The sequence below is a fragment of the Allofournierella massiliensis genome (genome assembly GCF_004345265.1).
In the GTDB taxonomy this organism is placed as follows: Bacteria; Bacillota; Clostridia; order Oscillospirales; family Ruminococcaceae; genus Allofournierella; species Allofournierella massiliensis.
The window spans coordinates 26431-47891 of sequence record NZ_SLUM01000008.1 but is presented as its reverse complement, the minus strand read 5'-3'; the positions used below and the strand labels follow the sequence as shown (position 1 = coordinate 47891).

Annotated in this window: 19 protein-coding genes, 1 tRNA gene and 1 pseudogene; 13 read left to right on the top strand and 8 right to left on the bottom strand. The window is 55.0% G+C overall.

Translation table 11 applies throughout. The features are described from left to right. Positions 1-234 precede the first annotated feature (234 nt). The 8 genes from EDD77_RS06000 (at position 235) to EDD77_RS05965 (ending at position 7098) form a co-directional block, all read left to right on the top strand. Positions 235-423: a hypothetical protein gene (locus EDD77_RS06000; RefSeq protein WP_058963946.1), complete on the top strand. Its 189-nt coding sequence runs from the start codon at positions 235-237 to the stop codon at positions 421-423. A gap of 163 nt (positions 424-586) precedes the next feature. Further along, positions 587-1735, top strand: a complete 1149-nt coding sequence (locus EDD77_RS05995) for a S8/S53 family peptidase (protein ID WP_132587341.1) — start codon at positions 587-589, stop codon at positions 1733-1735. A gap of 126 nt (positions 1736-1861) precedes the next feature. Further along, on the top strand, positions 1862-2239 hold the full coding sequence (locus tag EDD77_RS05990) for a BlaI/MecI/CopY family transcriptional regulator (RefSeq protein WP_058963944.1): 378 nt from the start codon (positions 1862-1864) through the stop codon (positions 2237-2239). Further along, positions 2236-3630 (top strand): M56 family metallopeptidase, encoded by a 1395-nt coding sequence (locus EDD77_RS05985; protein WP_058963943.1) that lies wholly within the window; start codon positions 2236-2238, stop codon positions 3628-3630. The genes EDD77_RS05990 and EDD77_RS05985 overlap by 4 nt, the downstream gene beginning before the upstream one ends. Positions 3631-3966: 336 nt before the next feature. Beyond that, positions 3967-4476 (top strand): sigma-70 RNA polymerase sigma factor region 4 domain-containing protein, encoded by a 510-nt coding sequence (locus EDD77_RS05980; RefSeq protein WP_077138544.1) that lies wholly within the window; start codon positions 3967-3969, stop codon positions 4474-4476. Positions 4477-5051: 575 nt separating this feature from the next. Continuing rightward, on the top strand, positions 5052-5429 hold the full coding sequence (locus tag EDD77_RS05975) for a type II toxin-antitoxin system PemK/MazF family toxin (protein ID WP_058963941.1): 378 nt from the start codon (positions 5052-5054) through the stop codon (positions 5427-5429). After that, entirely contained in the window at positions 5422-5664 is a 243-nt protein-coding gene (locus EDD77_RS05970) for a helix-turn-helix domain-containing protein (RefSeq protein ID WP_058963940.1), read from the top strand. Before EDD77_RS05975 ends, EDD77_RS05970 begins: the two co-directional genes overlap by 8 nt. 147 nt (positions 5665-5811) lie before the next feature. Continuing rightward, positions 5812-7098 carry a tyrosine-type recombinase/integrase gene (locus EDD77_RS05965; protein WP_077138530.1) on the top strand — a complete coding sequence of 429 codons (1287 nt, stop codon included), beginning with the start codon at positions 5812-5814 and terminating at the stop codon, positions 7096-7098. A gap of 40 nt (positions 7099-7138) precedes the next feature. On the opposite strand, the gene EDD77_RS05960 is transcribed toward EDD77_RS05965, so the two are convergent. Together EDD77_RS05960 and EDD77_RS05955 are read right to left on the bottom strand one after the other, a co-directional pair. Then, a tRNA-Ser gene (locus tag EDD77_RS05960) sits at positions 7139-7232 on the bottom strand. A gap of 562 nt (positions 7233-7794) precedes the next feature. Beyond that, entirely contained in the window at positions 7795-8874 is a 1080-nt protein-coding gene (locus EDD77_RS05955; RefSeq protein ID WP_058964232.1) for a M24 family metallopeptidase, read from the bottom strand. 149 nt (positions 8875-9023) lie between these two features. Between EDD77_RS05955 and EDD77_RS05950 the strand changes: the two genes are divergently transcribed. Next, a complete protein-coding gene (locus EDD77_RS05950; protein WP_058963938.1) occupies positions 9024-9935 on the top strand; it encodes a magnesium transporter CorA family protein in 912 nt (303 codons plus the stop codon). A 68-nt stretch (positions 9936-10003) separates the two neighbouring features. Here the strand turns inward: EDD77_RS05950 and add are convergent, their stop codons facing one another. Further along, positions 10004-10999, bottom strand: a complete 996-nt coding sequence (gene add / locus EDD77_RS05945; protein ID WP_058963937.1) for an adenosine deaminase — start codon at positions 10997-10999, stop codon at positions 10004-10006. 82 nt (positions 11000-11081) lie between these two features. After that, on the bottom strand, positions 11082-12158 hold the full coding sequence (locus EDD77_RS05940) for an alpha/beta hydrolase (RefSeq protein ID WP_058963936.1): 1077 nt from the start codon (positions 12156-12158) through the stop codon (positions 11082-11084). 319 nt (positions 12159-12477) lie between these two features. Here EDD77_RS05940 and EDD77_RS05935 point away from each other — a divergent pair, with 319 nt between their 5' ends. Further along, positions 12478-13326, top strand: a complete 849-nt coding sequence (locus EDD77_RS05935) for an aldo/keto reductase (protein ID WP_058963935.1) — start codon at positions 12478-12480, stop codon at positions 13324-13326. Between the two features lie 75 nt (positions 13327-13401). Then, entirely contained in the window at positions 13402-14619 is a 1218-nt protein-coding gene (locus EDD77_RS05930) for an NAD(P)-dependent oxidoreductase (RefSeq protein ID WP_058963934.1), read from the top strand. A gap of 52 nt (positions 14620-14671) precedes the next feature. On the opposite strand, the gene EDD77_RS05925 is transcribed toward EDD77_RS05930, so the two are convergent. Together EDD77_RS05925 and EDD77_RS05920 are read right to left on the bottom strand one after the other, a co-directional pair. After that, on the bottom strand, positions 14672-14929 hold the full coding sequence (locus EDD77_RS05925) for a LysR family transcriptional regulator (RefSeq protein ID WP_058963933.1): 258 nt from the start codon (positions 14927-14929) through the stop codon (positions 14672-14674). Beyond that, positions 14926-15906 (bottom strand): LysR family transcriptional regulator, encoded by a 981-nt coding sequence (locus EDD77_RS05920; RefSeq protein WP_058963932.1) that lies wholly within the window; start codon positions 15904-15906, stop codon positions 14926-14928. Before EDD77_RS05920 ends, EDD77_RS05925 begins: the two co-directional genes overlap by 4 nt. Positions 15907-16152: 246 nt before the next feature. Here EDD77_RS05920 and EDD77_RS05915 point away from each other — a divergent pair, with 246 nt between their 5' ends. Together EDD77_RS05915 and EDD77_RS05910 are read left to right on the top strand one after the other, a co-directional pair. Beyond that, entirely contained in the window at positions 16153-17436 is a 1284-nt protein-coding gene (locus EDD77_RS05915; protein ID WP_058963931.1) for an SLC13 family permease, read from the top strand. A 27-nt stretch (positions 17437-17463) separates the two neighbouring features. Further along, positions 17464-18387: an alpha/beta hydrolase gene (locus tag EDD77_RS05910; protein ID WP_058963930.1), complete on the top strand. Its 924-nt coding sequence runs from the start codon at positions 17464-17466 to the stop codon at positions 18385-18387. 146 nt (positions 18388-18533) lie between these two features. Here the strand turns inward: EDD77_RS05910 and EDD77_RS05905 are convergent. Continuing rightward, positions 18534-19487 (bottom strand): annotated as a pseudogene (locus tag EDD77_RS05905) (enolase C-terminal domain-like protein). A 718-nt stretch (positions 19488-20205) separates the two neighbouring features. Then, positions 20206-21438: a glycerate kinase type-2 family protein gene (locus tag EDD77_RS05900; protein WP_058963929.1), complete on the bottom strand. Its 1233-nt coding sequence runs from the start codon at positions 21436-21438 to the stop codon at positions 20206-20208. Between the last annotated feature and the right edge of the window lie 23 nt (positions 21439-21461).

Genomic DNA, 21461 nt, shown 5'->3' with positions numbered 1-21461 from the left:
AACCTTTTAAGTGATAGACTGGCAATTGATTTAGTCTGCTTTCTATATGTTTTTTCCAACTTCGAAGATTCAACCGGCATCCCTGTACACAACATATTCAAAAGCCTGAGTGCGAATGAATTCACTCTTCAAAGAATAAGCGAGTTAATTCTCGACTTGTAGTTTCATTATGTTATAGTCGTTGGTGCCGGCGCCAATGATTATATATAACTTTAGATGGAAGGAGGTAATTTTGTGAAAAAGCTTAACAAGCAGTTTGCTAACAACAGCTCCACTGTTGAGAAGTTTAGCTTCCGCGTTGCTTGCTTCTGCAGCCCCAAGTGTAACTGCTCCTGCCAGAACGATTCTCGTAAGCGCGCCAGCAACCACAGCAACGCTTACAACCGGGACACCGAGGCGTATTCGAACGTGTTCAAGCGCTAAGGCTATCTGACTGAGTAATTACTCTTTTGCGCCAGGCGGCCACTCATTTGAGTGGCCGCCTCTTTCTAAAACAAGAGGATGTTTTCATTCCCTACTATTGTCCTATCTTAAATAATAGGAGATGCCCTTTTAATACCATACAGAAAGAAGTCACTAAACAACTATGAAACGACAACATATGATGGACACTAAAAATTCATTAAGGATCGCAGTTATAGATGATGAGATAGCGTCTGATATTGTTGGCCTGGGATGCCGTGTAGAAAAGGTTTCCATTGCCACTAATCACTTTCCTGACCGATACTGTAATAATCATATTAGTCATTCAACAGTTGTAACCAAAATATTACAAGCCTATACAAACCCACTCATACATTACTCAATTACCAACTATATCGTTGCTCTCAACGATCAGCACTGTTTCGACGTTGATACACTTTTGAAAGCCCTTCGAGAATGCGCCATTTTAAGACCACACATTGTAATCATGAGTATAGGATCAACTATGCCATCGGATGCTTCACTTTTATATCCATTGTGTGAAGCTTTAATAAGCGATGGTACAATAATTATAGCCGCTACCAGCAACGATAACGTGTTTACATTTCCAGCTTCATTTGAAAACGTAATTGCAGTGAGATATCGCCACAACAATGATGCTCCCATCACTGTCTGCACTAGGGATTTTTTAGGAACTAATTTTTCTGTTTCTTATAATAGAAGCGAGTTAGCAAGACTAACAGGAGTTGACACACTTCCATCAAACAGCTTTGCTGTACCAGTCATTGCAGCGGAGATAATCAACAGCTATTTTCAATTTTCTTCATTAAGCGCATCAGACATTATTCGTATTTTGATGAAGATAAACAAATATCCTCATTGTGATTCCTCATATTCCAGTTCACCCATTTATGAGTCAGAACGCCCTTTAATAATAAAAATTTCCAGCAAAAGAATAATACAACACATACCCAGAATCATCAAAGTATTAAAGCACAAATATGACCTGGAGGCTATTTGTCTTACTCCCAAAACAAATGATATTGCACACCAATTTTATTGTGTTCCCCAAAAAGATATAGATACCTTTTTTACAAATAAATTGTACGCGCACATCCGTAGCGATATCTTGTTCATTATTGAAATGGAATATGAAAAATATGATATAGAAATAAATCTACAAGCCAGCACTGTCTTTTTCACTATCGCAGAAGGTCTTTACAAACATCAATATAATATTACCCCAAATATTCTAGAGGAGATAATTGCTGATAAAATCATTTTGCTAAATCGTCTATACGGTGAGCAATGATCTCCTGATTCCAGCTTTCCTGTAAGCAGCGGAGACAAACTACTCGTGTAGTGTTGACAAAAGCCAGTCAGTATGCTATTATATGTTCAGACTACAAATGTAGTTTGCAGGAAGAGAGGGTTCGTTATGGAGTACAAACTTCAAAATGCAGAATTAAAGGTCATGTCCGTATTATGGAAAGAGGGTGATCTTACCGCAAAGGCAGTATCAAATATTCTTAAAGAAGAAATTGGCTGGAATATGAACACAACTTATACTCTCATTAAGCGGTGCATCCAAAAAGGATTTATTGAGAGACACGAGCCACATTTTATGTGCCACCCTTTAGTTTCTAAAGAAGAAGTTCAACAGCAAGAAATCTCAGACCTAATAGACAAAGTATTTGACGGATCAAAGAATTTACTTTTTGCTTCTCTTTTAGGGGGGGGAGAACTCTCAGAAAAAGATATCCAATATCTGAAAGAATTGATCAACAAACTAGAGGAAACAGACGGTGAGACATGATGAGTATACTTCAAGTTAGTATATCCGCAAGCATCCTAATTCTAGTTGTGATTGTTATTAGGTCAATCACTCTATACAAATTACCTAAAAGGGTGTTTGTTTTCTTCTGGGGTGTTATTGTATTCAGGCTTCTGCTCCCCATTAGAATTCCTTCACATTTCAGCATTTATACATTATTAGAGCATATTTTACAGAGCGAGCAAGCAGAAGTGCCACTTTCTATAAAATCCACAAATACTTTTGGGGTGGCCAGAAATTTATTGGAGCAACAATCAACATCCCACAATACTATTTTTAGCAGCATATCTTTGGCTCATATAATATGGCTCTTGGGCGTTTTCTGTCTGGGTATGTATTTCATTATGGCATACATCAGGTGGAAGCGAAGGTTCAATCAATCTATCCCTATTGATTCAGAATTTATTTCTAATTGGCTAAACAGCTACGCTTGCCAGAAAAAACCTCGAATCTATCTAAATGAATACGTCAAAACGCCTTTAACATACGGGGTCTTTCATCCAACTATCTTACTTCCTATAGATTTGAATATAAAAGACGAGGAGGCATTGCATTATATCCTTGCGCATGAGTCAACTCATATCCATCACCGTGATGCTATAAAGAAAATAATATTAGCTATTGTTGTAAGCATCTACTGGTTTAATCCATTTGTTTGGATCATGTATTTTTTAGCGACACAAGATATCGAACTATATTGTGATGAAATAGTTGTAAAAAATTTCTCGATTTCTAGTTCAGCTTGTAATCAATCAGCATATGCGCTAACCTTGCTTAGGCTCGAAACTCAGAAGTGTCCGTCTTATCTACTATCAAACTATTTTAACAAAAATTCGTTGCAAGAAAGGATTGAAGCTATTATGAAGATCAAGAAGTTATCCACCTTTACTGCTATTGTTGCGGTAGCTTTTGTGTTGTCCATGACCGTTGTGTTCGCCACATCGGCCTCGCATGCTTCCGCCGATAACACACCGGAGCAGACCTCCCCCACCATGATGGCTTCCTATTACGATAAGGAAAGTGGGAACACTCTCTATACTTTTGATAATGGGAAATCTTATGTAGCTTTGTCTGAGGAAGAGGAAGCTGAACTGTTCAACACACCTGACATTGAATGGTGGACTTATGACGAATATAAGCTGTGGATGGAAGATGAAAAGCGGAATATGGAAGACATGATTGGCGAGAAATGCTCAGACAGTCGTGGAGAATATGTTTGGTCCCAGGAGGATGTAGACGCTCAAATGAAGATTTATGAGCAGAACCTGAACGACCTCAAAAACGGAAAGATGTTGTCAAAAACCGTAGATGGTAACCCTGACCTTCAGATTGGGTATGATCCTGAAGCTACTATGAGCAGCATTCCTCAGTAAATGCTTCATAGATAGCCTCCGAATTTTTAATATCCAGAAGACTATCCTAGAAAGGAATACTAGATAAAGGTTAGCTGCATAAAAGTATTAAAATTCGACACTGCTTGTAACAGGCGGCTCATTCTATGAGCCGCCTGTTTTCATTGCTTATTTTTTACATAACTCGATATCACACATAACTAACCTAGCATTAGAATTAGCTGGCCCCATTAAGCACTTTTTTCAGCTCCCGCGTTTTTATTTCGCTGCGAAATAGGGTTTCTCTAATTCAGCGATTCAGATATAAGCAGCTCAATCTCCGATTTGTTTTCACAAAACAAATCGGAGGTAATAGAGTTGTATAACTATAATAAAAGCGATTATGCGATAAACAAAAATAGTCCAAACATTGTTTACTGTTATCATAACGAGATAATAGAAATTACACTAGATGATTACTTAAAAGAAAACCCTGATAAAACAATCGATGATTTTGTACAACTGAAGCGGTTATCTGATCAAATCTACTATGAGCAAGATCGAGCAGAAAGCGCTCAGACTCGCAAAAATGTTTCGATCTGCGGATTCGAAGATACTATATATTGTGCTACACAACCCTTAGATGAAGAGTGGGAGGAGCGAATTATTGAAGTAGAAGAACGCAAATTCGCATGGAAAGCATTGGAACAACTTTTTACTGTGGGAGGGATAACACAAGTTCAAAAACGAAGATTTATACTTCATACCTTTCATGGTTGTTCTACTCGAAAGATCAGTCAAATGGAAGGGATAAGTCATCAAGCTGTTGCAAAATCTATAAACTTAGCCTTGAAAAAATTGAGAAAATTTTTTGCGGCACAGGGTTGACACCCCTGTAGTTTTAGGACGATAGGTGAAAGGCATTCTTACAAATGTTCTCCTTTCACCTGTTCCTTGACAACCGCATACTCATTCATCAGTAACTTCCCCCTTGTCAGTGCGATAAGCAAAAGCCGATTCAGGGGCCGCGCCATGATGTACGGACACGATGAGCAGATCCCGCCTGATTACTAACTGGTCTAGCATTCAATCATGTCCTGTACGAGCGAGTAACGGCAGCCTGTACAAACCGGGTGGCACCCGGCGCGGCCATGACCGGCAAGGGGTACAATGGTACTCCTGTCCAGCCACAGCCCTGCTTAAGATCAGAGAAGTCTATACATTTGGAAACCATCTGGTTGCAGGATCACGCAATGGGGGCAGCTCGGAGAGATCCTCGGAGGGGTGAGATTCCCGTGGGCCAGTTCGCTACTGGCCGCTGATGACTTCCCAATATGTGCGGGGTGTCAAGGACAAATAGCACATAACAAGAAAACAAATCGGATATTGTATTTCGCCAGAAACAGGGCAGGCCATAAGGCCTGCCCTGTTTCTGGCTTACTTAATATTCAGGAGGTCAGCTTATGCGAAAGGCTATCCGGCGTGGTGATCTGTTCTATGCAGATCTGAACCCGGTGGTCGGCTCCGAGCAAGGCGGCATCCGTCCTGTCCTTGTTATCCAAAATGATGTAGGAAATCACTTTAGTCCTACCGTTGTCGCGGCAGCCATCACCAGCAGAAAAGCAAAGAACAGTCTGCCCACCCATATTCTTCTGGAGAATGTGCCGGGGCTTACGCCTACCTCTCTGCTTCTGTTGGAACAACTGCGGACAATAGACCGGAAGCGGCTCCGTGGTTACATTGGGCGTATCAGCAAAGAAAAAATGCTGGAGGTAGATGCAGCCCTAGCAATCAGCATCGGCATAGGATACCCCAACGAAAGGAGAACTCACAATGTATGAAAATGACGGCGGCCTACTCTCTCCCAGAGATGCCTACCGATTGATGTTAAAAGACTACCCGGATGTGATGGACATTGGCCAAATGTGTGAGGCGCTTGGCGTCAGCACAAAAACCGGGTATAAGCTGCTTAAAGATGGAAAAATCGAGTACCTGAAAATTGGACGGGCTTACCGTATTCCCAAAGCCCACATTCTTCGCTATTTGAAAATCACCTGCTCCACTTTGGCGGAGTAGCAGGATATGGTGTCGATCTTCACCGGATAGACGCAGAAAGTTAACAATTCTGACGCGGATTTACCTGGAGTTTTGTTCTGTCCGATGATACAATAAAGGTGTCATTGGTAGGTGAACTCAATACCGCAAAAGGAGGAACAGATCAGTATGCCAGCGGTACACCTGCAAGGAAACAGCAAACTAATCTCCGGCCATGTGGCCGAGAAAAAAGGTTATCTCTATTGGGTTCTGAACCTTACCGATGAGAACGGCAAGAGAAAGCCCAAATGGATTCCCACCCACAAGAAAGCCAAGGGCAACAAGACCTGGGCAAACAATATGCTTCCCACCATCCGAAAGGAATGGACGGAAAAGCTGCTTCAGGAGGCTATGGCCTCACAGCAGTCGGCTTCTCCGTCTGACCCGTCATCCGCAAAGATTTCTTTTGTGGATTTCCTGTATCAGTGGCTTGAGTACAAGTATAAGTCTGCTACCGGACGGGTGATGGACAGCAAGCCAATCGAACTCTCGACCTATTCGGGATACGAACAGCAGCTCAACAGCCCCATCGCCCCGTATTTCCGAGAGCATCCTGTCGCCCTTTGTGACCTTACCAAACAAGATATTCTCGCTTTTTACGAGAAAGAATTGGAACGGGTCAAGCCGACCACCGTTAAACATTACCACGCTCTGATTCATGGGGCGTTGAATTATGCGGTTGACAAAAATCTGATCCCAAGCAATCCGGCTGACCGGATTATCATTTCCAAGCCTGAACCCTTCAAGGGTGACTACTACCTGGATTCGGAAGTCCTGAATCTGTTTGAAGTCATCAAGGGGCATAAGATCGAACTGGTAGTTCTTCTGACTGCTTTTTACGGCCTGCGCCGCAGTGAGGTTATCGGTCTGAAATGGAGTGCCTTTGATTTCAACCATAACTGCTTCTCCATTCGGCATACGGTAACAACTTGCAATGTAAAGGGAGAACGGGTCACGATCAGGAAGGACAAGGCAAAAAACAAATCCAGTCTACGGACTTATCCATTGATTCCTTTTTTGAAAGAGCGGTTGTTGGAGACCAAGAAACAGCAGGAAGAAAATCGCAAGCTGTGCGGGCGCTCCTACAACAAAGAATATCTGGGATATGTCTGTGTCGATGTGATCGGCAATCTTATTAAACCCAACTATGTGTCCTCGACCTTTGGAAAGTTGCTTGCCAAGAACAATTTACGGCACATTCGGTTCCACGATCTTCGCCATACCTGTGCCTCGCTTTTGCTGGCCAACGGTGTTCCGATGGAACAGGTAAAGGAGTGGCTGGGACACAGTGAGATCTCAACAACGGTGGATATTTACGGGCATCTGCAATATGCCACGAAAAAACAATCCGCCGCAGCCATTGAGCAGGACATTGTGGCGCCCATGCTACAAAACCTATCGGCGGTTTCTCCATAAAAAGGAAAGAGGTCTACCAGCTTTTCGCTGGCAGACCTCATGGCGGAGATGGAGAGATTCGAACTCTCGCGCCGGTTTTGAGCCGACCTACCGCATTTCGAGTGCGGACCCTTCAACCGCTTGGGTACATCTCCAAATTTATGTCATATCCCTGATCCCGCCCCGCCGACCAATTCAGCCGGTGGAAATCGGGAAGAACAACAGGATAGAACAAGCAACATTATTCAATTTGAACTCGGCTGGAACCCGCATGGTTCCAAGGGTTTCAGCCGTTTGGCACTCCGCATAGGAAACCTGATTTCGAATCATTACACCAACTTGGATGATGACGGTAAATCAGGGACGATAGCGGTAACTACGGAACCCCAAAACACACCTCTCAAAGTGGCCGTCAGATGGCTGCTCTCATTATAGCCATTTTCCCGCAAAATTCAAGCCGTGGAAATCGGGAAGAACAACAGGATAGAACAGACCCCAATTCACGATTTGAACTTGCCCGCAAACCCGCATGGTTACTGGCTTTTCGGCAGTTCGGACTTCCAAAGTGAAAACATGATTTCGAGTTTCGCACCTTCGACCACTCGGACAACTCTCCAGATTGGATTTGCATCGTCTATTATAGCAAAATCCCGGCGGCGCGTCAATTTGAAATTTGCGCGCCGCCGGGATTTTTTCGCGTTCCGTTCCGGTTCAGGGTCAGCCGATCAGGCTCCAGTGCTTGTCCACCTGGTTGAGCACCTCGCAGCCGTCGGCGGTCACCAGCACCAGATCCTCCACCCGCACGCCGAATTCGCCCGGCAGGTAGACGCCCGGCTCGATGGAGAAGATCATCCCCTCCTCGGCCACCAGCGGGCTTGCGCTGCTCACGTCGCCCTGCTCGTGGTCGGTCTGGCCGATGAAATGGCCCAGCCGGTGGGTGAAGTATTCGCCGTAGCCTTCGGCGGCGATCAGGTTGCGGGCGGCGGCGTCCAGCTCGCTCAGCTTTACGCCCGGCTTCACCAGCGCCTCGGCGGCTTCGTTTGCCCGGCGCACCAGATCATGGATGGCGGCATACTTCGGGTCCGCCTGCTTGCAGAAGTAAGTGCGGGTCATGTCCGAGCAGTAGCGCTGCTTGCGGCCGCCGATGTCGATCACAATGCAGTCCCCGGCCTTCAGGCGGGTGTCGTCCGGCATGTGGTGGGGGTCCGCCGCGTTGGCCCCGAAGGAGACGATGGGTGCAAAGGACACGTCCTCACAGCCCAGCTCCTTATACTGGGCCAGAACGAAGGCTTCGCCCTCCTTTTCGGTCATGCCCTCCTTCAAAAAGGCCACGGTGCGGCGCATCACCTCGTCGTTCAGGCGGGAGTTCATCCGCATCAGCTCCCGCTCGGCCTCGTCCTTGCGGGCGCGGGCGTCGTCCACGCAGTCCGAGGCAAGGCGGCACTCCATGCCCGGGCAGGCGGCCATCAGGGGCAGCAGGAACCGGGCGGGCCATTCCTTGTCAATGCCCAGGGGCTTTGTTTTGTCCACCCGGGCGGCGATCATGCCCACGCCGTCGTCGGTGTCGGTCATCCACACCGCCTCGCAGGGGGGATTCGGCACATGGAACAGCCGGTTCAAAAACAGCACGCTGCCCTCCTTGCGCAGATACAGCGCGAACAGCCGCTCAAAGGGCTCCACGTCCACCCCGGTCAGATACCAGACGCTCTTGGGGTCACTCACAATCATCTGCTCCAGTCCCTGGGCTTCCATCGCGCCCAGCACCCGCTCCCGGCGGGCCTTCCAAACCTCTTCCATGGTTTTTTCCTCCTTGCCTGTGCGGCGGTGCGTTTGCCGCCATTGGATCATTATCTCCATGATAATCACCGGGCGGGCCGCTGTCAACGCCGCTCTTTGCCCTGCCGGGCGCGCTGTGCTATAATAGGCGGCAAAGGAGGCGCTGTGTTATGCCTTATTATCAACTGTCCGCCCCGCTGACCCTTCTGCCCGCGCCGCCCGCCGCGTGGGACCGGGTGCTGGCGGTGCTCACGCCGGACGAAGCCGCCGCCGAAGCCATACCCGACGCACTGAAGCCCCCTGCCCATCTGGCCCGGCCGGATCAGCTGCACTACTGCCGGGTGGAATTTGACGCCGGGCGCATTCTGGGCGCACTGCACATTCCCGCCCGGGCCAAACAGCCGGCCAAAAGCCTTGCCTTTGTGTGGCAGGGCTCCAACGTGCTGCTTGTTGCCCCGCAGGAAACCGGCGCAGCCCTGCTGGCGCAGGTGCTGGCCATGCGCCCCCACGATCAGGGCGGCGCGGGGGATTTTCTGGTGGATCTGCTCACCGCCCTGATTCAGGACGGCCTGCCCTACATCCAGCAGCTGGAGGAACGGGCCGCTCAGCTGGAGCAGGAAATTCTGGCCGGCCGCACCGACCGATTCATCCACCGGATGAGCGCGCTGCGCAAGGAGCTGAACCGGTGCAACCGGTTCTACGCTCAGCTGAACGATCTGGCGGACACCCTCTTGGAAAACGCCGGGGATCTTCTGGGGCCGGAAAGCGCCCAGCGCATGGGCCACTTCGGCCGCCGGGTGGAGAGCCTGCGGGCGGAAAGCCAGATGCTGCGGGAATACGCAAGCCAGATCGCCAGCGAATACCAGGCCCAGATCGACATCGGGCAGAACCGGATCATGAAGGTGCTCACGGTGGTGACCACCCTCTGCCTGCCCCTTTCGCTGATTGCCGGCTGGTACGGCATGAACTTCGCCCACATGCCGGAGCTGCAATGGGCCTACGGCTATCCGGCGGTGATTCTGGTCAGCGCCGGAATTCTGCTGGGCAGCATCTGGTACTTCCGCCGGAAAAATTTCTGGTAACGGCATCGTTTTCAAAACGCACAAAGGGGTGCGGGTCGCTTGTGACCCGCACCCCTTTTTTTCTTTTCTCAGCTCTGCCCCTCAGCCCACAGTGTTTCCAGCCGGGCCAGCAGGGCCTTCCTCTCCCCCTCGCCCACAAAGGCGGCTTCCAGCGCAGTGCGGTCCATCCGGTAAAACTCCTCGTCGGAAAAGCCGAACTGATCCGCCAGCACCCGGTGTTCGTTGGCCAGCGTGGTGGCCGAGACGGTGGGGTTGTCGGTGTTCACGGTCACCCGCAGCCCCGCCTGCTGGAATGCCCGGATGGGATGCTCCGCCGGGGTGGCCACCGCCCGGGTCTGCAAATTGCTGGTGAAGCAGCATTCCAGCGCCGCGCCGCTCTCCCGCAGCCGTTCCATGCACTGCGGCGAGCGGATGGCCGCGGTGCTGTGGCCGATGCGCCTTGCCCCGAAGGAAAGGGCGGTGAGGATGTTCTCCCAGCTGCCGCACTCTCCGGCGTGGATGGTGAAGGGGATGCCCTCCGCCTTTGCCCGGGCAAACAGGGGCCGGTAATGCTCCATGGGCACCATGCCCTCGGCCCCGGCCATGTCCACGCCCACAACGCCCTGCCCCAGATACTGCCGGGCGGCGTTCAGGGTAGCCTCGTGGTCGGCGTCACCGCCCACCATAAAGCAGAGCAGCAGCCCGATGCCGATTTCCGGGTACTGAACCCTTGCGGCCCGGATTCCCCGCAGCACCGCTTCCACCGCCTGCTGCTGGGTCAGGCTTTTTGCGCAGTGGCTGGCGGGGGCAAACCGCAGCTCGGCGTACACATAGCCCTGCCCGGCCAGCCGGCAGACCAGATCAAAGGCGCAGCGCTCCAGCGTTTCGGCGTATTGCAGAATGCGCAGCGGAATGTCGAAGCATTTTAAATAATCCACCAGATTTTCGCACAGCGGCTGGGCGGCCAGCGCCGCGGCCAGATCCTCCGGCTCTTTGATTCCCTGCTGTTTCAGGCACTCCCGCGCGAAGGCCTCGGTCAGCGCACCGTCCATGTGAAGATGCAGCTCCACCCGTCCCGGATACATGGCTCTCCCGTCCTTTCCGAAGGGCTCCTTTTCGCCGGTGTGGCAGGGCCCGTTTTTCTGTATTATACCACAGATTCTCCCCTCACCGGAAAAAGACCAGCAGCGAGTTATACAGATCCGCAATCCAGCTCTCGTACCGGTGGGCGCCGTCGGTGAGGGTCACAAAGGCGTAGTTCTCCCCGTCCACAAAGCGGTCGCCCATCTGCTCCAGCGTCAGGTCCCGGAATTCCTCGTGGTTGGGCAGCGCAAAGTCTCCCACGCCGTTGCCGTTATACCAGAAGCGGATGGGATACGCGGCAAACTCCCCCTCCAGCGCCTCCTTCATGGCATCGAACTCCTGCCATGCCCCGGAATAGGAGCCGAACCAGGCAATGATGTCCGCGTTCTGGGTCAGGCCGGAGCGGCAGACGGTCATCGACCCGCGGGACAGGCCCGCGAAGGCCCGGTGCTCCCGGGAGGCGATCAGGCTTTCCTCGCCGGTGTCACCGCCGGCGTAGGTGCTGAATTTGCCCTCCACCGCCGGGATGATGTTGTTCCGCAGCTCCTGACCAAAATACTGGGGCCAGATGTTCTGCTCCCGGTCGTCGCCCTTGCCCTGGCCGGAGATGTACCGGTCATCCAGCCGCCGGGCCAGCTTCTCCACCTGCTCACTGCCCAGCGGGCAGCCCTCCACCCGGGAATAGTAGGTGGGCGTGACCACGATCACCGGCTCGCACAGGCCCTGATCGATCATGTTGTCCAGCACTGGCAGGGTCTGCTCGCCCCACTGGTCCAGCCAGTACTCCTCCATCTCCCCGTCGCCCGGATACTTGGTGCCGTGGAGCAGATACAGCACGTTGTACTGGCGGCTCTCGTCGTAGCCGTAGGGCAGATAGACCCGCAGCCGCTTGTGCAGCGTTTCGTCCTTCCCCAGCAGGTCGTTCACCGCATAGGCCGGAGTGTCGTATTCCACCGTCACCACCGTGCCCTGCCGCTCACAGGGGGTCTTGAGGGCTTCAATATCCCCCTCCTGCCAGGCAAACTCCCAGGGATAATCCTGAATCACGGGCTGGGCCGTGGGCGAGGGCTGGGCTGTGGGGGCAGGCTGCTCCTGCTGTGCCCCGCAGCCGGTCAGCAGCAGGCCGCAGGCACAGAGCAGCGCGGCAATTCGTTGTTTCATCCGTGTTTCCTCCTTTTGCAGGCTGTTTTCCGGCTTTATTATACAAAACACGGAGTACTTTTCCACATTTCATTCACAATCTGTCGAAAACCGTGCACCTTCTGCGGATCCGCCCCGCAATTGCAACCGGTTTCACCCCTTTCGCAGCCTTCTTTCAGCCCATTGCAGGATCTTCCACACCCGATGCAAGGTTTCAAAACGATTGTGCAGCTTCCACAACTTTGCGCCGCCCGGATGTGCAGTTTATCCATTGCCCACCCCAACCGGCGGCGGCTACAATGAAAGCAGCCTATTTTCACTGCACGAAAGGACAACAAACATGGAATTTATTACGGAAAACGGCCGGGCGGTGGGCCGCATCGGTCAGGGCACCTGGTATCTGGGCGAGAATGCCGCCACCGCCGCCCGGGAGCGCAAGGCGCTGCAGGCAGGCGTGGAGGCAGGCATGAACCTGATCGACACCGCCGAAATGTACGGCGAGGGCGCATCCGAGCATCTGATCGGCAGCGCCATCCGGGGCATGGATCGGGCCTCGCTGTATCTGGTGTCCAAGGTGTACCCCTTCCACGCGGATCGGCGCAGCATTTTTCTGAGCTGCGAAAACTCTTTGCGGCGGCTGGGCACCGATTATCTGGATCTGTATCTGCTGCACTGGCGGGGCGCGGTGCCTCTGGCCGAGACGGTGGAGTGCATGGAGCAGCTGAAGGCAAAGGGGCGCATCCGGGCCTGGGGCGTTTCCAACTTTGACGCGCTGGACATGGACGAGCTGCTGGAAGTGACCGGCGGTAGCCGGTGCTCCACCGATCAGGTGCTGTATCATCTGGGCAGCCGGGGCGTGGAATTTGATCTGCTGCCCTGGATGCAAAAGCAGGGCATGCCCATGATGGCCTACTGCCCGCTGGCACAGGCGGGCAGCCTGCGCCGGGATCTGGCGGGCTGCGCCGCGGTGCAGAACGCCGCCGCAGCACACGGAGTTTCGCTCTGGCAGGTGTTGCTGGCCTTTCTGCTCACCCGGCCGGGGGTGTACCCCATTCCCCGCAGCAGCCGGGCCGAGCACACGCTGGACAACGCCGCCGCGCTGGAACTGCGCCTGAGCGCCGAGGAGCTGGCCGCACTGGATGCCGCCTTCCCGGCCCCCACCCGCCGCACCCCGCTGGACATCGTGTAACCCTCACCCACCCCGGCTGCCCGCCGGGGTTCTTTTTCCGCCCGTTTTTCATCATCAACAAGGAGGAGACGCAATATGGCCATTCATGTGGTAAACGAAGCCCGGCGCTGTTTGCACTGCAAGGTGCCCCAGTGTCGCACCGGCTGCCCCATCAACACCCCCATTCCGGACATAATCCAGCTGTTTCTGAACAGCCAGCTGGACGCCGCCGGCGAGATGCTGTTTGAGAACAACCCCCTGAGCGTGGTCTGTTCGCTGGTGTGCGACCACGAAAAGCAGTGCGAGGGGCACTGTGTGCTGGGCCGCAAAAGCGCCCCGGTGCACATTTCCAGCATCGAGAACTACATCTCGGACACCTATCTGGACCGGATGCAGATCCGGCGCGAAGGCAACCGGGGCAAGCGGGTCGCCATCATCGGCAGCGGGCCCGCGGGCATCACCATCTCGGTGCTGCTGGCCCAGAAGGGCTACGATGTGACCCTGTTTGAAAGCCGGGAAAAGATCGGCGGCGTGCTGCGTTACGGCATTCCCGCCTTCCGGCTGCCCAAGTCGGTGCTGGACCGGTACAAGGATCAGCTGGTGAAGCTGGGGGTGAAAATCCGGCCCAACACCTCCATCGGCGGGGCACTCACGGTGGACGATCTGCAGCGGGACGGCTATCAGGCCATCTTCATCGGCACCGGCGTGTGGCGGCCCAGAAAGCTGGGCATTCCCGGCGAGAGCCTGGGCCACGTGCACTTTGCCATCGATTATCTGGTGGATCCGGATGTGTATGATCTGGGCAATGATGTGGCGGTGATCGGCGCAGGCAACTCGGCCATGGACGTGGCCCGCACCGCCCTGCGCAAGGGGGCAAAACATGTGACCATCCTCTGCCGGTCCGACAGGGCCGCCGCCAGCGTGCGGGAGGTGGACTACGCGCTGGCCGACGGAGTGGAATTTCTTTACGGCATCCACAGCGAGCGCATCACCGATCAGGGCGTGGAGTACCGGCAGGCATCCTTCGATGAAAACGGTCAGGTAACCCAGCTGAGCGAACCGGCGCTCTTTCCGGCGGACAGCGTGATCATTGCAGTGAGCCAGGGCCCCAAGGACAAAATCGTGAACACCACCACCGGCCTGAATACCACCGAACGGGGCCTTCTGGCCACCGACGAGACCGGTCACACCAGCCGCCCGGGCATTTTTGCCAGCGGCGACGTGGTGCTGGGCGCCCGCACCGTGGTGGAAGCGGTGAAGTATTCCAAAACCGTGGCGGCCGCCATGGATGAATACCTGCAGAGCCTGAACTGATTCGGCACGCAAAAAGAGCCTGTGCACCGCACAGGCTCTTTGCTTGTTTTCCTCACATGTGGTAGATTTGATACAGGGCCCGGTTGTAAATATCCAGCACCCTGCGCGCCCCGTTCACATACACACGGCCCGCATCGGTGAGCACCAGATGACCGTGCTGGCGCTGGAACAGCCTGGCGTCCAGCTCGGTTTCCAGCTTTTTCACATGCTGGCTCAGGGCGGCCTGGCTGATCAGCAGCCGCTCCGCCGCCCGGGAAAGGCTCTTTTCCTCGGAAATGGCAATCACATATTCCATGCTTTGCAGGCTCACGGCGTATCCTCCCCCTCGAATTCATTTAAAATCTGCTGGGCTCTCACATTCAGACTCCGCTGATAGGCGGGATTCTCCATATCGCCGCGGATCACCAGATAGGCCAGATACCGCTCAGCTTCGCTCAGCTCGTTGCGGCCGGGGGGCAGCAGCATGCCCAGGTGCATGTAGTACCGGGGATAGATGGAAAAATACACCGTGTCCTCCCTGTTTTTCTGCATGGAGCTGGCGGGAATCAGCGCCACGCCCATTCCCTGCCCCACCATGCGGCAGAGCACCAGCAGATTGTTGGTCTCGAACACCTCGGTGGGCCGCAGCCCCTCCTTTTCCATGATCCGGTCGTACACCGCGCGGGCGGTATTTCCTTCCGCCATGAGCACAAAAGGCGAATCCGCAAAACAGCGGATATCCACACAGGGCAGCGCGTCGCCCCGCTCCCGGGCCATGGCCGCCATGGGATGAAAGCCGGGCACCGCCGCCACGATCTCCTCCTTCATGGTTGCAATGATCTCGAACCCTTCCTCGCCGCTGATGTAGCTGGACAGGGCACAGTCCACCTGACCCCGGCGCACCCAGTCCTTGATGTCCCGGGTGTAGCCCTCCCGGATCACCAGCTCCACATCCGGGAACCGCCGGTTGAAGGCCGGGAACACCTGCGCCACCATCAGCGAGCCCCGCAGCGGAGTGGCGCCAATCACAATGCGGCTGCTCTGACGATGGGTCAGCCGGTGGATGGTCTGATAGGTCTGCTCCTTCACCGCCACGATCTCCCGGGCGGCATTCAGCAGCACCCGGCCCTGCGCGGTGGGCACAAGGCAGCGACCCTCCCGCCGGAACAGCGCCGCGCCCAGCTGCTGCTCCAGCCCCTGCACAAACACCGTAAGGGTCGGCTGCGAAACCTTCAGCAGCCGACCCGCGGCGGAAAGGCTGCCTGTTTTTTCGATGGCCAGCAGATACTCCATGCTTCGCACGTTCACGCCCGTTTCCTCCCGTTTTCCGTTCTGACTTTATTGTATCGCTGCGAATGGTCAGGCGCAAGAACATCCATAGTTTTTGCTTATAATTTGTATAGCCTTCGCTGGATTGTGTGTCCGTCATTTTCTCTGTAATATAGTGATATAGAGAAAAAACAACAGGCATTTCGCACAATTTTGCGGCCGCACCCCAGGGGAATCGTCGATTTTTTCCTGTTGTTTTTCAACCAAACAATCAGGAGGATCATCATGACCATAGAAATGATTATTGTTCTGGCCATTCTTGCGTTCATGGTCGTCATGCTGCTGACCCGCATCATCCCTTACGGTGTGACCGCAATGATCTGCTGCGTGGCCTTTGTGCTTACCGGTGTTTGCGACCTTTCCACTGCCTTTTCCGGTCTTTCCAACAGCACCACAATCATGGTGGCAACCATGATCGTGGTGGCAACTGCCCTGGGCAAGACCAGCCTGGTACACCGCCTGCGCGGTGTGATGACCAATCTGCAGGGCAAGCAGGGCATTTTCCTGGTGGTTGCGCTGTATGTGATCACCATCGCCCTATCCCAGCTGATGGGCCAGATCGCCTGCCTGTCCATCATGCTGCTGTTTGTGCAGACGCTGGACGAAAAGAGCTCCATCTCCCCCGCCCGCATGCTGTTTGCGGTAGCTTGCATCAACACCATCTGGACTTCCAAAATTCCCATCGGCATGGGCGCCACCATGCCCGGCACCATCAACTCTTTCTATCAGGGCATGGTAGGTCCTGAGGATCTGCTGGCTATCACCGATTACTTCAAAGCTGGCATTCTGCCCGCCATTGTCGGCACCCTTTACTGCATCCTGTGCTATAAACTGATTCCCAGTGGCAAGATCGACAACTCCCAGGTAAAGGACGTGAAGGAAACCGAAGCCCTCAGTCGACGGGATGAAATCATCACCTTCTTGGTATTCTTCCTTGTTATGGGTGGTTTCATGTTCTCCAATCAGCTGGGCAGCGATGTCACCAATGTTCTGCCCGCCGCCGGCGTACTGATCCTGATCCTCACCAAGGTTCTCAGCGTTAAGGAAGCCGTTTCCACCCTCACCAGCGACATGGTCTGGATGATCGCCGGCATGACTGTGATGTCCTCGGTTCTGGGCAGCACCGGCGTGGGCGATTTGATCGGCAACACCGTACTGAACATTCTGGGCTCCAATCCCAGTGGCTTGTTTGTGTCTATCGTGTTCTGTGTGGTCACCACCATCCTCACCAACTTCCTTTCCAACATGGGCACCATGGCCCTCATGTGCCCCATCGCCGCAGCCACAGCACAGGCTGGTGGCATGAATGTGAAGGCCGTGGTTCTGGTGGCGGCTGTTTCCAGCTGGTTCGCCATTGCAATGCCCACCGGCTGTGCCGGTGCCATGATGGCCTTTGGCATTGGTAATCACAATGCCTTCAAGGTGATGAAATTCACCCTGCCTCTGGTATTGCTGCTCATGATCTCGCTGATTATCGGCGTGAATCTCTTCTTCCCTATCTACAATTAAACCTTATCAAACATACGAGGCAACAACATGAAACAGTACATCGACCCGGGCCATAAGCGCAAGGCCCTGAATCTCATCGACAACGTGGTCTATGCCACCCGCACCGATCTGGAGGGCAACCCTCTGGAGCTGAAGCTCTCGGTGCTGCTGCAAAACGGCAACAGCGAACAAAAGCTCGCCATCGGCGAAGACGATCCCCGGGAGGATCATTCCCCAAAGCCCGCTCTGGTGTGGATTCCCGGCGGCGGCTGGCGCGGCGCAGACAAAAACCTGATGCTGGGCGAGATGACCGAGTTTGCCAACGCAGGCTATGTGGTGGCGTCCATCTACTACCGCAGCAGCGCTCAGGGCCATTACCCGGATCAGATCCGGGATGTGAAGGAAGCCATCCGCTTCCTTCGGGCCAACGCCGCGAAATTTGAGATCGACCCCGAACACATTGGCGTGTTCGGCCGGTCGGCGGGCGGCCACCTGGCTGCCATGGCCGCCATGAATCTGGATGGCGACGACGTGGGGGAACATCTGGACCAGTCCTCCAGAGTGCAGGCCTGCTGCGACATGTTCGGCCCGGTGGATGTGCTGGCGCTGATGGAAAGCGAAGAAAAACGTTTTTCCGATCCTTCCTTCCGCTGGCACCGGGTGGAGGATACCCACGGCGGCGCACTGCTGGGCGGTGATCCCGCCACCATGAAGCAGCGTGCGGTGGCCGCCAGCGTGACCGGCAAGATCAATCCGGGCATGTGCCCCATCCAGATCCTTCACGGCGACAACGACCCCATTGTTCCGCTGGGGCTGAGCAGCGAGCCCTTCTATCAGGCCATCTGTGACGCCGGTCTGGAGGAAAAAGCCGAGCTGTATGTGCTGCATCACGCCGGCCATGGCTCCCGCGAGTTCTTCCAGCCCTCGGTCAAACAGCTGATGATCGACTTCTTCGACCGTCATCTCAAATAAGCATTCCTCTTTTCTCTTTTGCGCTGCGCCGGTTTCTCTTTCTCACACCCTCCGGCAAAAGCGTGTACAAACCAAAGAACGCCCCGGCTTTGAGCCGGGGCGTTCTTTGCATTTCGAGAGAAAAGAGGAAAAATCCGTCTGCTGCTTCAGCGCACCAGGCAGGGTTTCTTGTGGTCGTACTTCCAGTTCGGAATCAGGTACTGCATGGCCATGGCGTCGTCCCGGTCGTGGCTGGGCAGGCTGTTGTACAGCGCGTTGGCCTGCATCACCCGCTCCATGTTCAGGTGCACGCCCAGGCCCGGGGCATCCGGCACCTGCAGCTTGCCGTTCACGATCTGCGGGGTATCCAGCAGCAGGTTCTGGCCATCCTGCCAGATCCAGTGGGTGTCCAGCGGGGCGGGCTCGCCGGGCGCTGCCGCACCCACCTGAGCGAAGGCCGCCAGCGTGATGTCGAAATGGTTGTTGGAGTGCACGCCCCAGGTCAGGCCCCACTTCTCCAGCAGCTAGGCCATGCGGATGGTGCCGTCGAAGCCCCAGAAGTGGGGGTCGGCCAGAATGATGTCGCAGGCGTTCAGGCTGATGGTGTGGTAGAACTGCCGCCAGTCGGTGGCGATCATGTTGGTGGCCACCTGGAACTGGGTGGCGTTCTTGAATTCCCGCATGATCTCGCGGCCGGAGTAACCGGCCTCGGGGCCGCAGGGATCCTCCACATAGGTGATCACATCGTGCATGTCCTTGCACAGGCGGATGGCCTCCTCCAGGCTCCAGGCGCCGTTGGGGTCAATGTTGATGCGGGCTTCCGGGAATGCCTTCTTGATGGCCCGCAGCGCCTCCATCTCCTCTTCGCCCCGCAGCACGCCGCCCTTGAGCTTGAAGTTGTTGAAGCCGTACTTCTCGTGCAGCACCTGGGCTTCCTCCACCATCCGCTCGGGGGTCAGGATCTCCTCCCGGCGCAGGCGGAACCAGGGGTCGCTGCTGTTGCTCTCGTCCAGATACTGAATGCCGGGGGCGGTGTACTTGTTCTTGTCGGACACATAGAACATGTAGCCCAGCATCTCCACCTCGGTGCGCTGTTGGCCCTCGCCCAGCAGCTGGCACATGGGCACGCCCAGGAACTGGCCCATCAGATCCATCATGGCGCACTCGATGGCCCACTCGCTCTTGACCACAAACTTCAGCTTGGAGATGTCCAGCGTCTGGATGCCCTCGCCGTCGTCGCCTTCGGCCCGCTGGGCCAGCTTGTGGATGCGCTGCAGCACCTGACGGTAGCAGGCCACGGGCTGGCCCTCCACCAGAGGCTTCACCGCGTTCAGGCATTCGCAGGTGTAGTCGCCGCCGTGGATCTCGCCGATGCCGGTGTGGCCGGCGTTGTCGGTCAGGATGACCAGATTTCGAGTGAAGCAGGGGGCGTGCGCTCCGCTCAGGGTCATGAGCATGCTGTCGTAGCCCGCCACCGGGATCACCTGCATTTTGGTGATGATGGGTGATGTTGCGTTCATTTTGTTTTCCTCCGGTTTCTTACTGGTTGCGCGGCTGTTGTGCCGCGTTCTCTTTCTGCCTTTATTGTAGTTCCACGCCCCGTTCGACCACAAGCGGCAAACCTTCCGGGATATGCCCCATCGGGCTGTGCGCTTTGGCAAACCGTTCAGATTCGTTTCATCTTCCTTTCACCGGGCGTGCGTCATCGTTCATTTTTTCACACAAAGCAAACACCGCCCGGCGCTGAGGGGACATGATCCAGCGTTCGGGCGGTGTCTGCTTTATAAGGAGAATATTAAAATGAGAGGTTCGGTAACAGTTTGGGTTTGTCTGCCCGGCTCAGCGCACCAGCGCCAGCGCCACATCGTTCACATTGGTGCCGGTGGGGCCGGTTACAATCAGTCCGTCGGTTTTTTGCAGGGCATGGTAGGCGTCGTTCTCCGCCAGTACCCCGTGCACGGTGAGCCCCGCGGCCAGCAGTGCGGCCCGGGTGCTTCCGTCCACATAGCCGCCGGCGGCATCGGTGGGGCCGTCGGTGCCGTCGCTGCCCACACTGAACACGGCGGCGTTATCCATGCCGGCAATGCCCTCGGCGGCGGCCAGGGCAAGCTCCTGATTGCGGCCGCCCCTGCCTTTGCCGGTAAGCTGCACCACCGTTTCACCCCCGGCGATAAAGGCCATGGGATGCTCCGGACGGGCATGGGTTTTTGCGATGGAGGCAAGAAAGCTCCCCGCCTCCTTTGCCTGACAGCACAGCTGGTCGGTGAGGATCACCGGCTCATAGCCCAGCTGGCGGCAGACCTGGGCCGCAGCGGCGCACAGCTGGCGCACGCTGCCGGTGATCTGGGTTTCCACATTGTCCAGCTGCTTGGGGGTTTCCTGCTTCAGGCACTCCATGGCAGCGTCGCTCAGGGTCAGATGATATTTTTCCACCACCGCCAGCGCCTGAGCGCAGGTGGAGGAATCCGGGCAGGCCGGGCCGGAGGCGATCATGTCCAGCGGGTCGCCCAGAATGTCGCTGAGCACCACCGCGAACACCTTCGCCGGGGCGCACAGCTGAGCAAAGCGCCCGCCCTTCACCGCACTCAGCCGCTTGCGCAGGGTGTTCATCTCCACGATGTCCGCCCCGCAGGCCAGCAGCTGGCCGGTGATGTTCTGCAGCTCCTCGCCGCTCACCAGCGGTTTTTCAAACAGGGCGCTGCCTCCGCCGGAAAGCAGGAACAGCACGGTGTCGCCCTCGCCCGCATCTTTGACCAGATCCAGCGCGGCCTGGGTGGCGGCGAAGGAGTTTTCGTCCGGCACCGGATGGCCCGCTTCATAGCAGGTGCAATGGGGAATGTCCCCTTTCACATGGTCGTATTTGGTCACCACCACGCCGGCGGAAAGCCCGTCGCCCAGCTGGGCGGCAGCGGCGCTGGCCATCTGCCAGGCCGCCTTGCCCGCCGCCACCAGCAGCACCCGGCCGGAAAACTTCCGGCCGCTCAGGGCGCGGCGCACCGCCTCGTCCGGCAGAACGGCCTGAATGGACCGTTCAATGATGGTATTCGCATCGCTGCGCAGGCTGCTGTTCATGGCACATTCCTCACTTTTTGTCT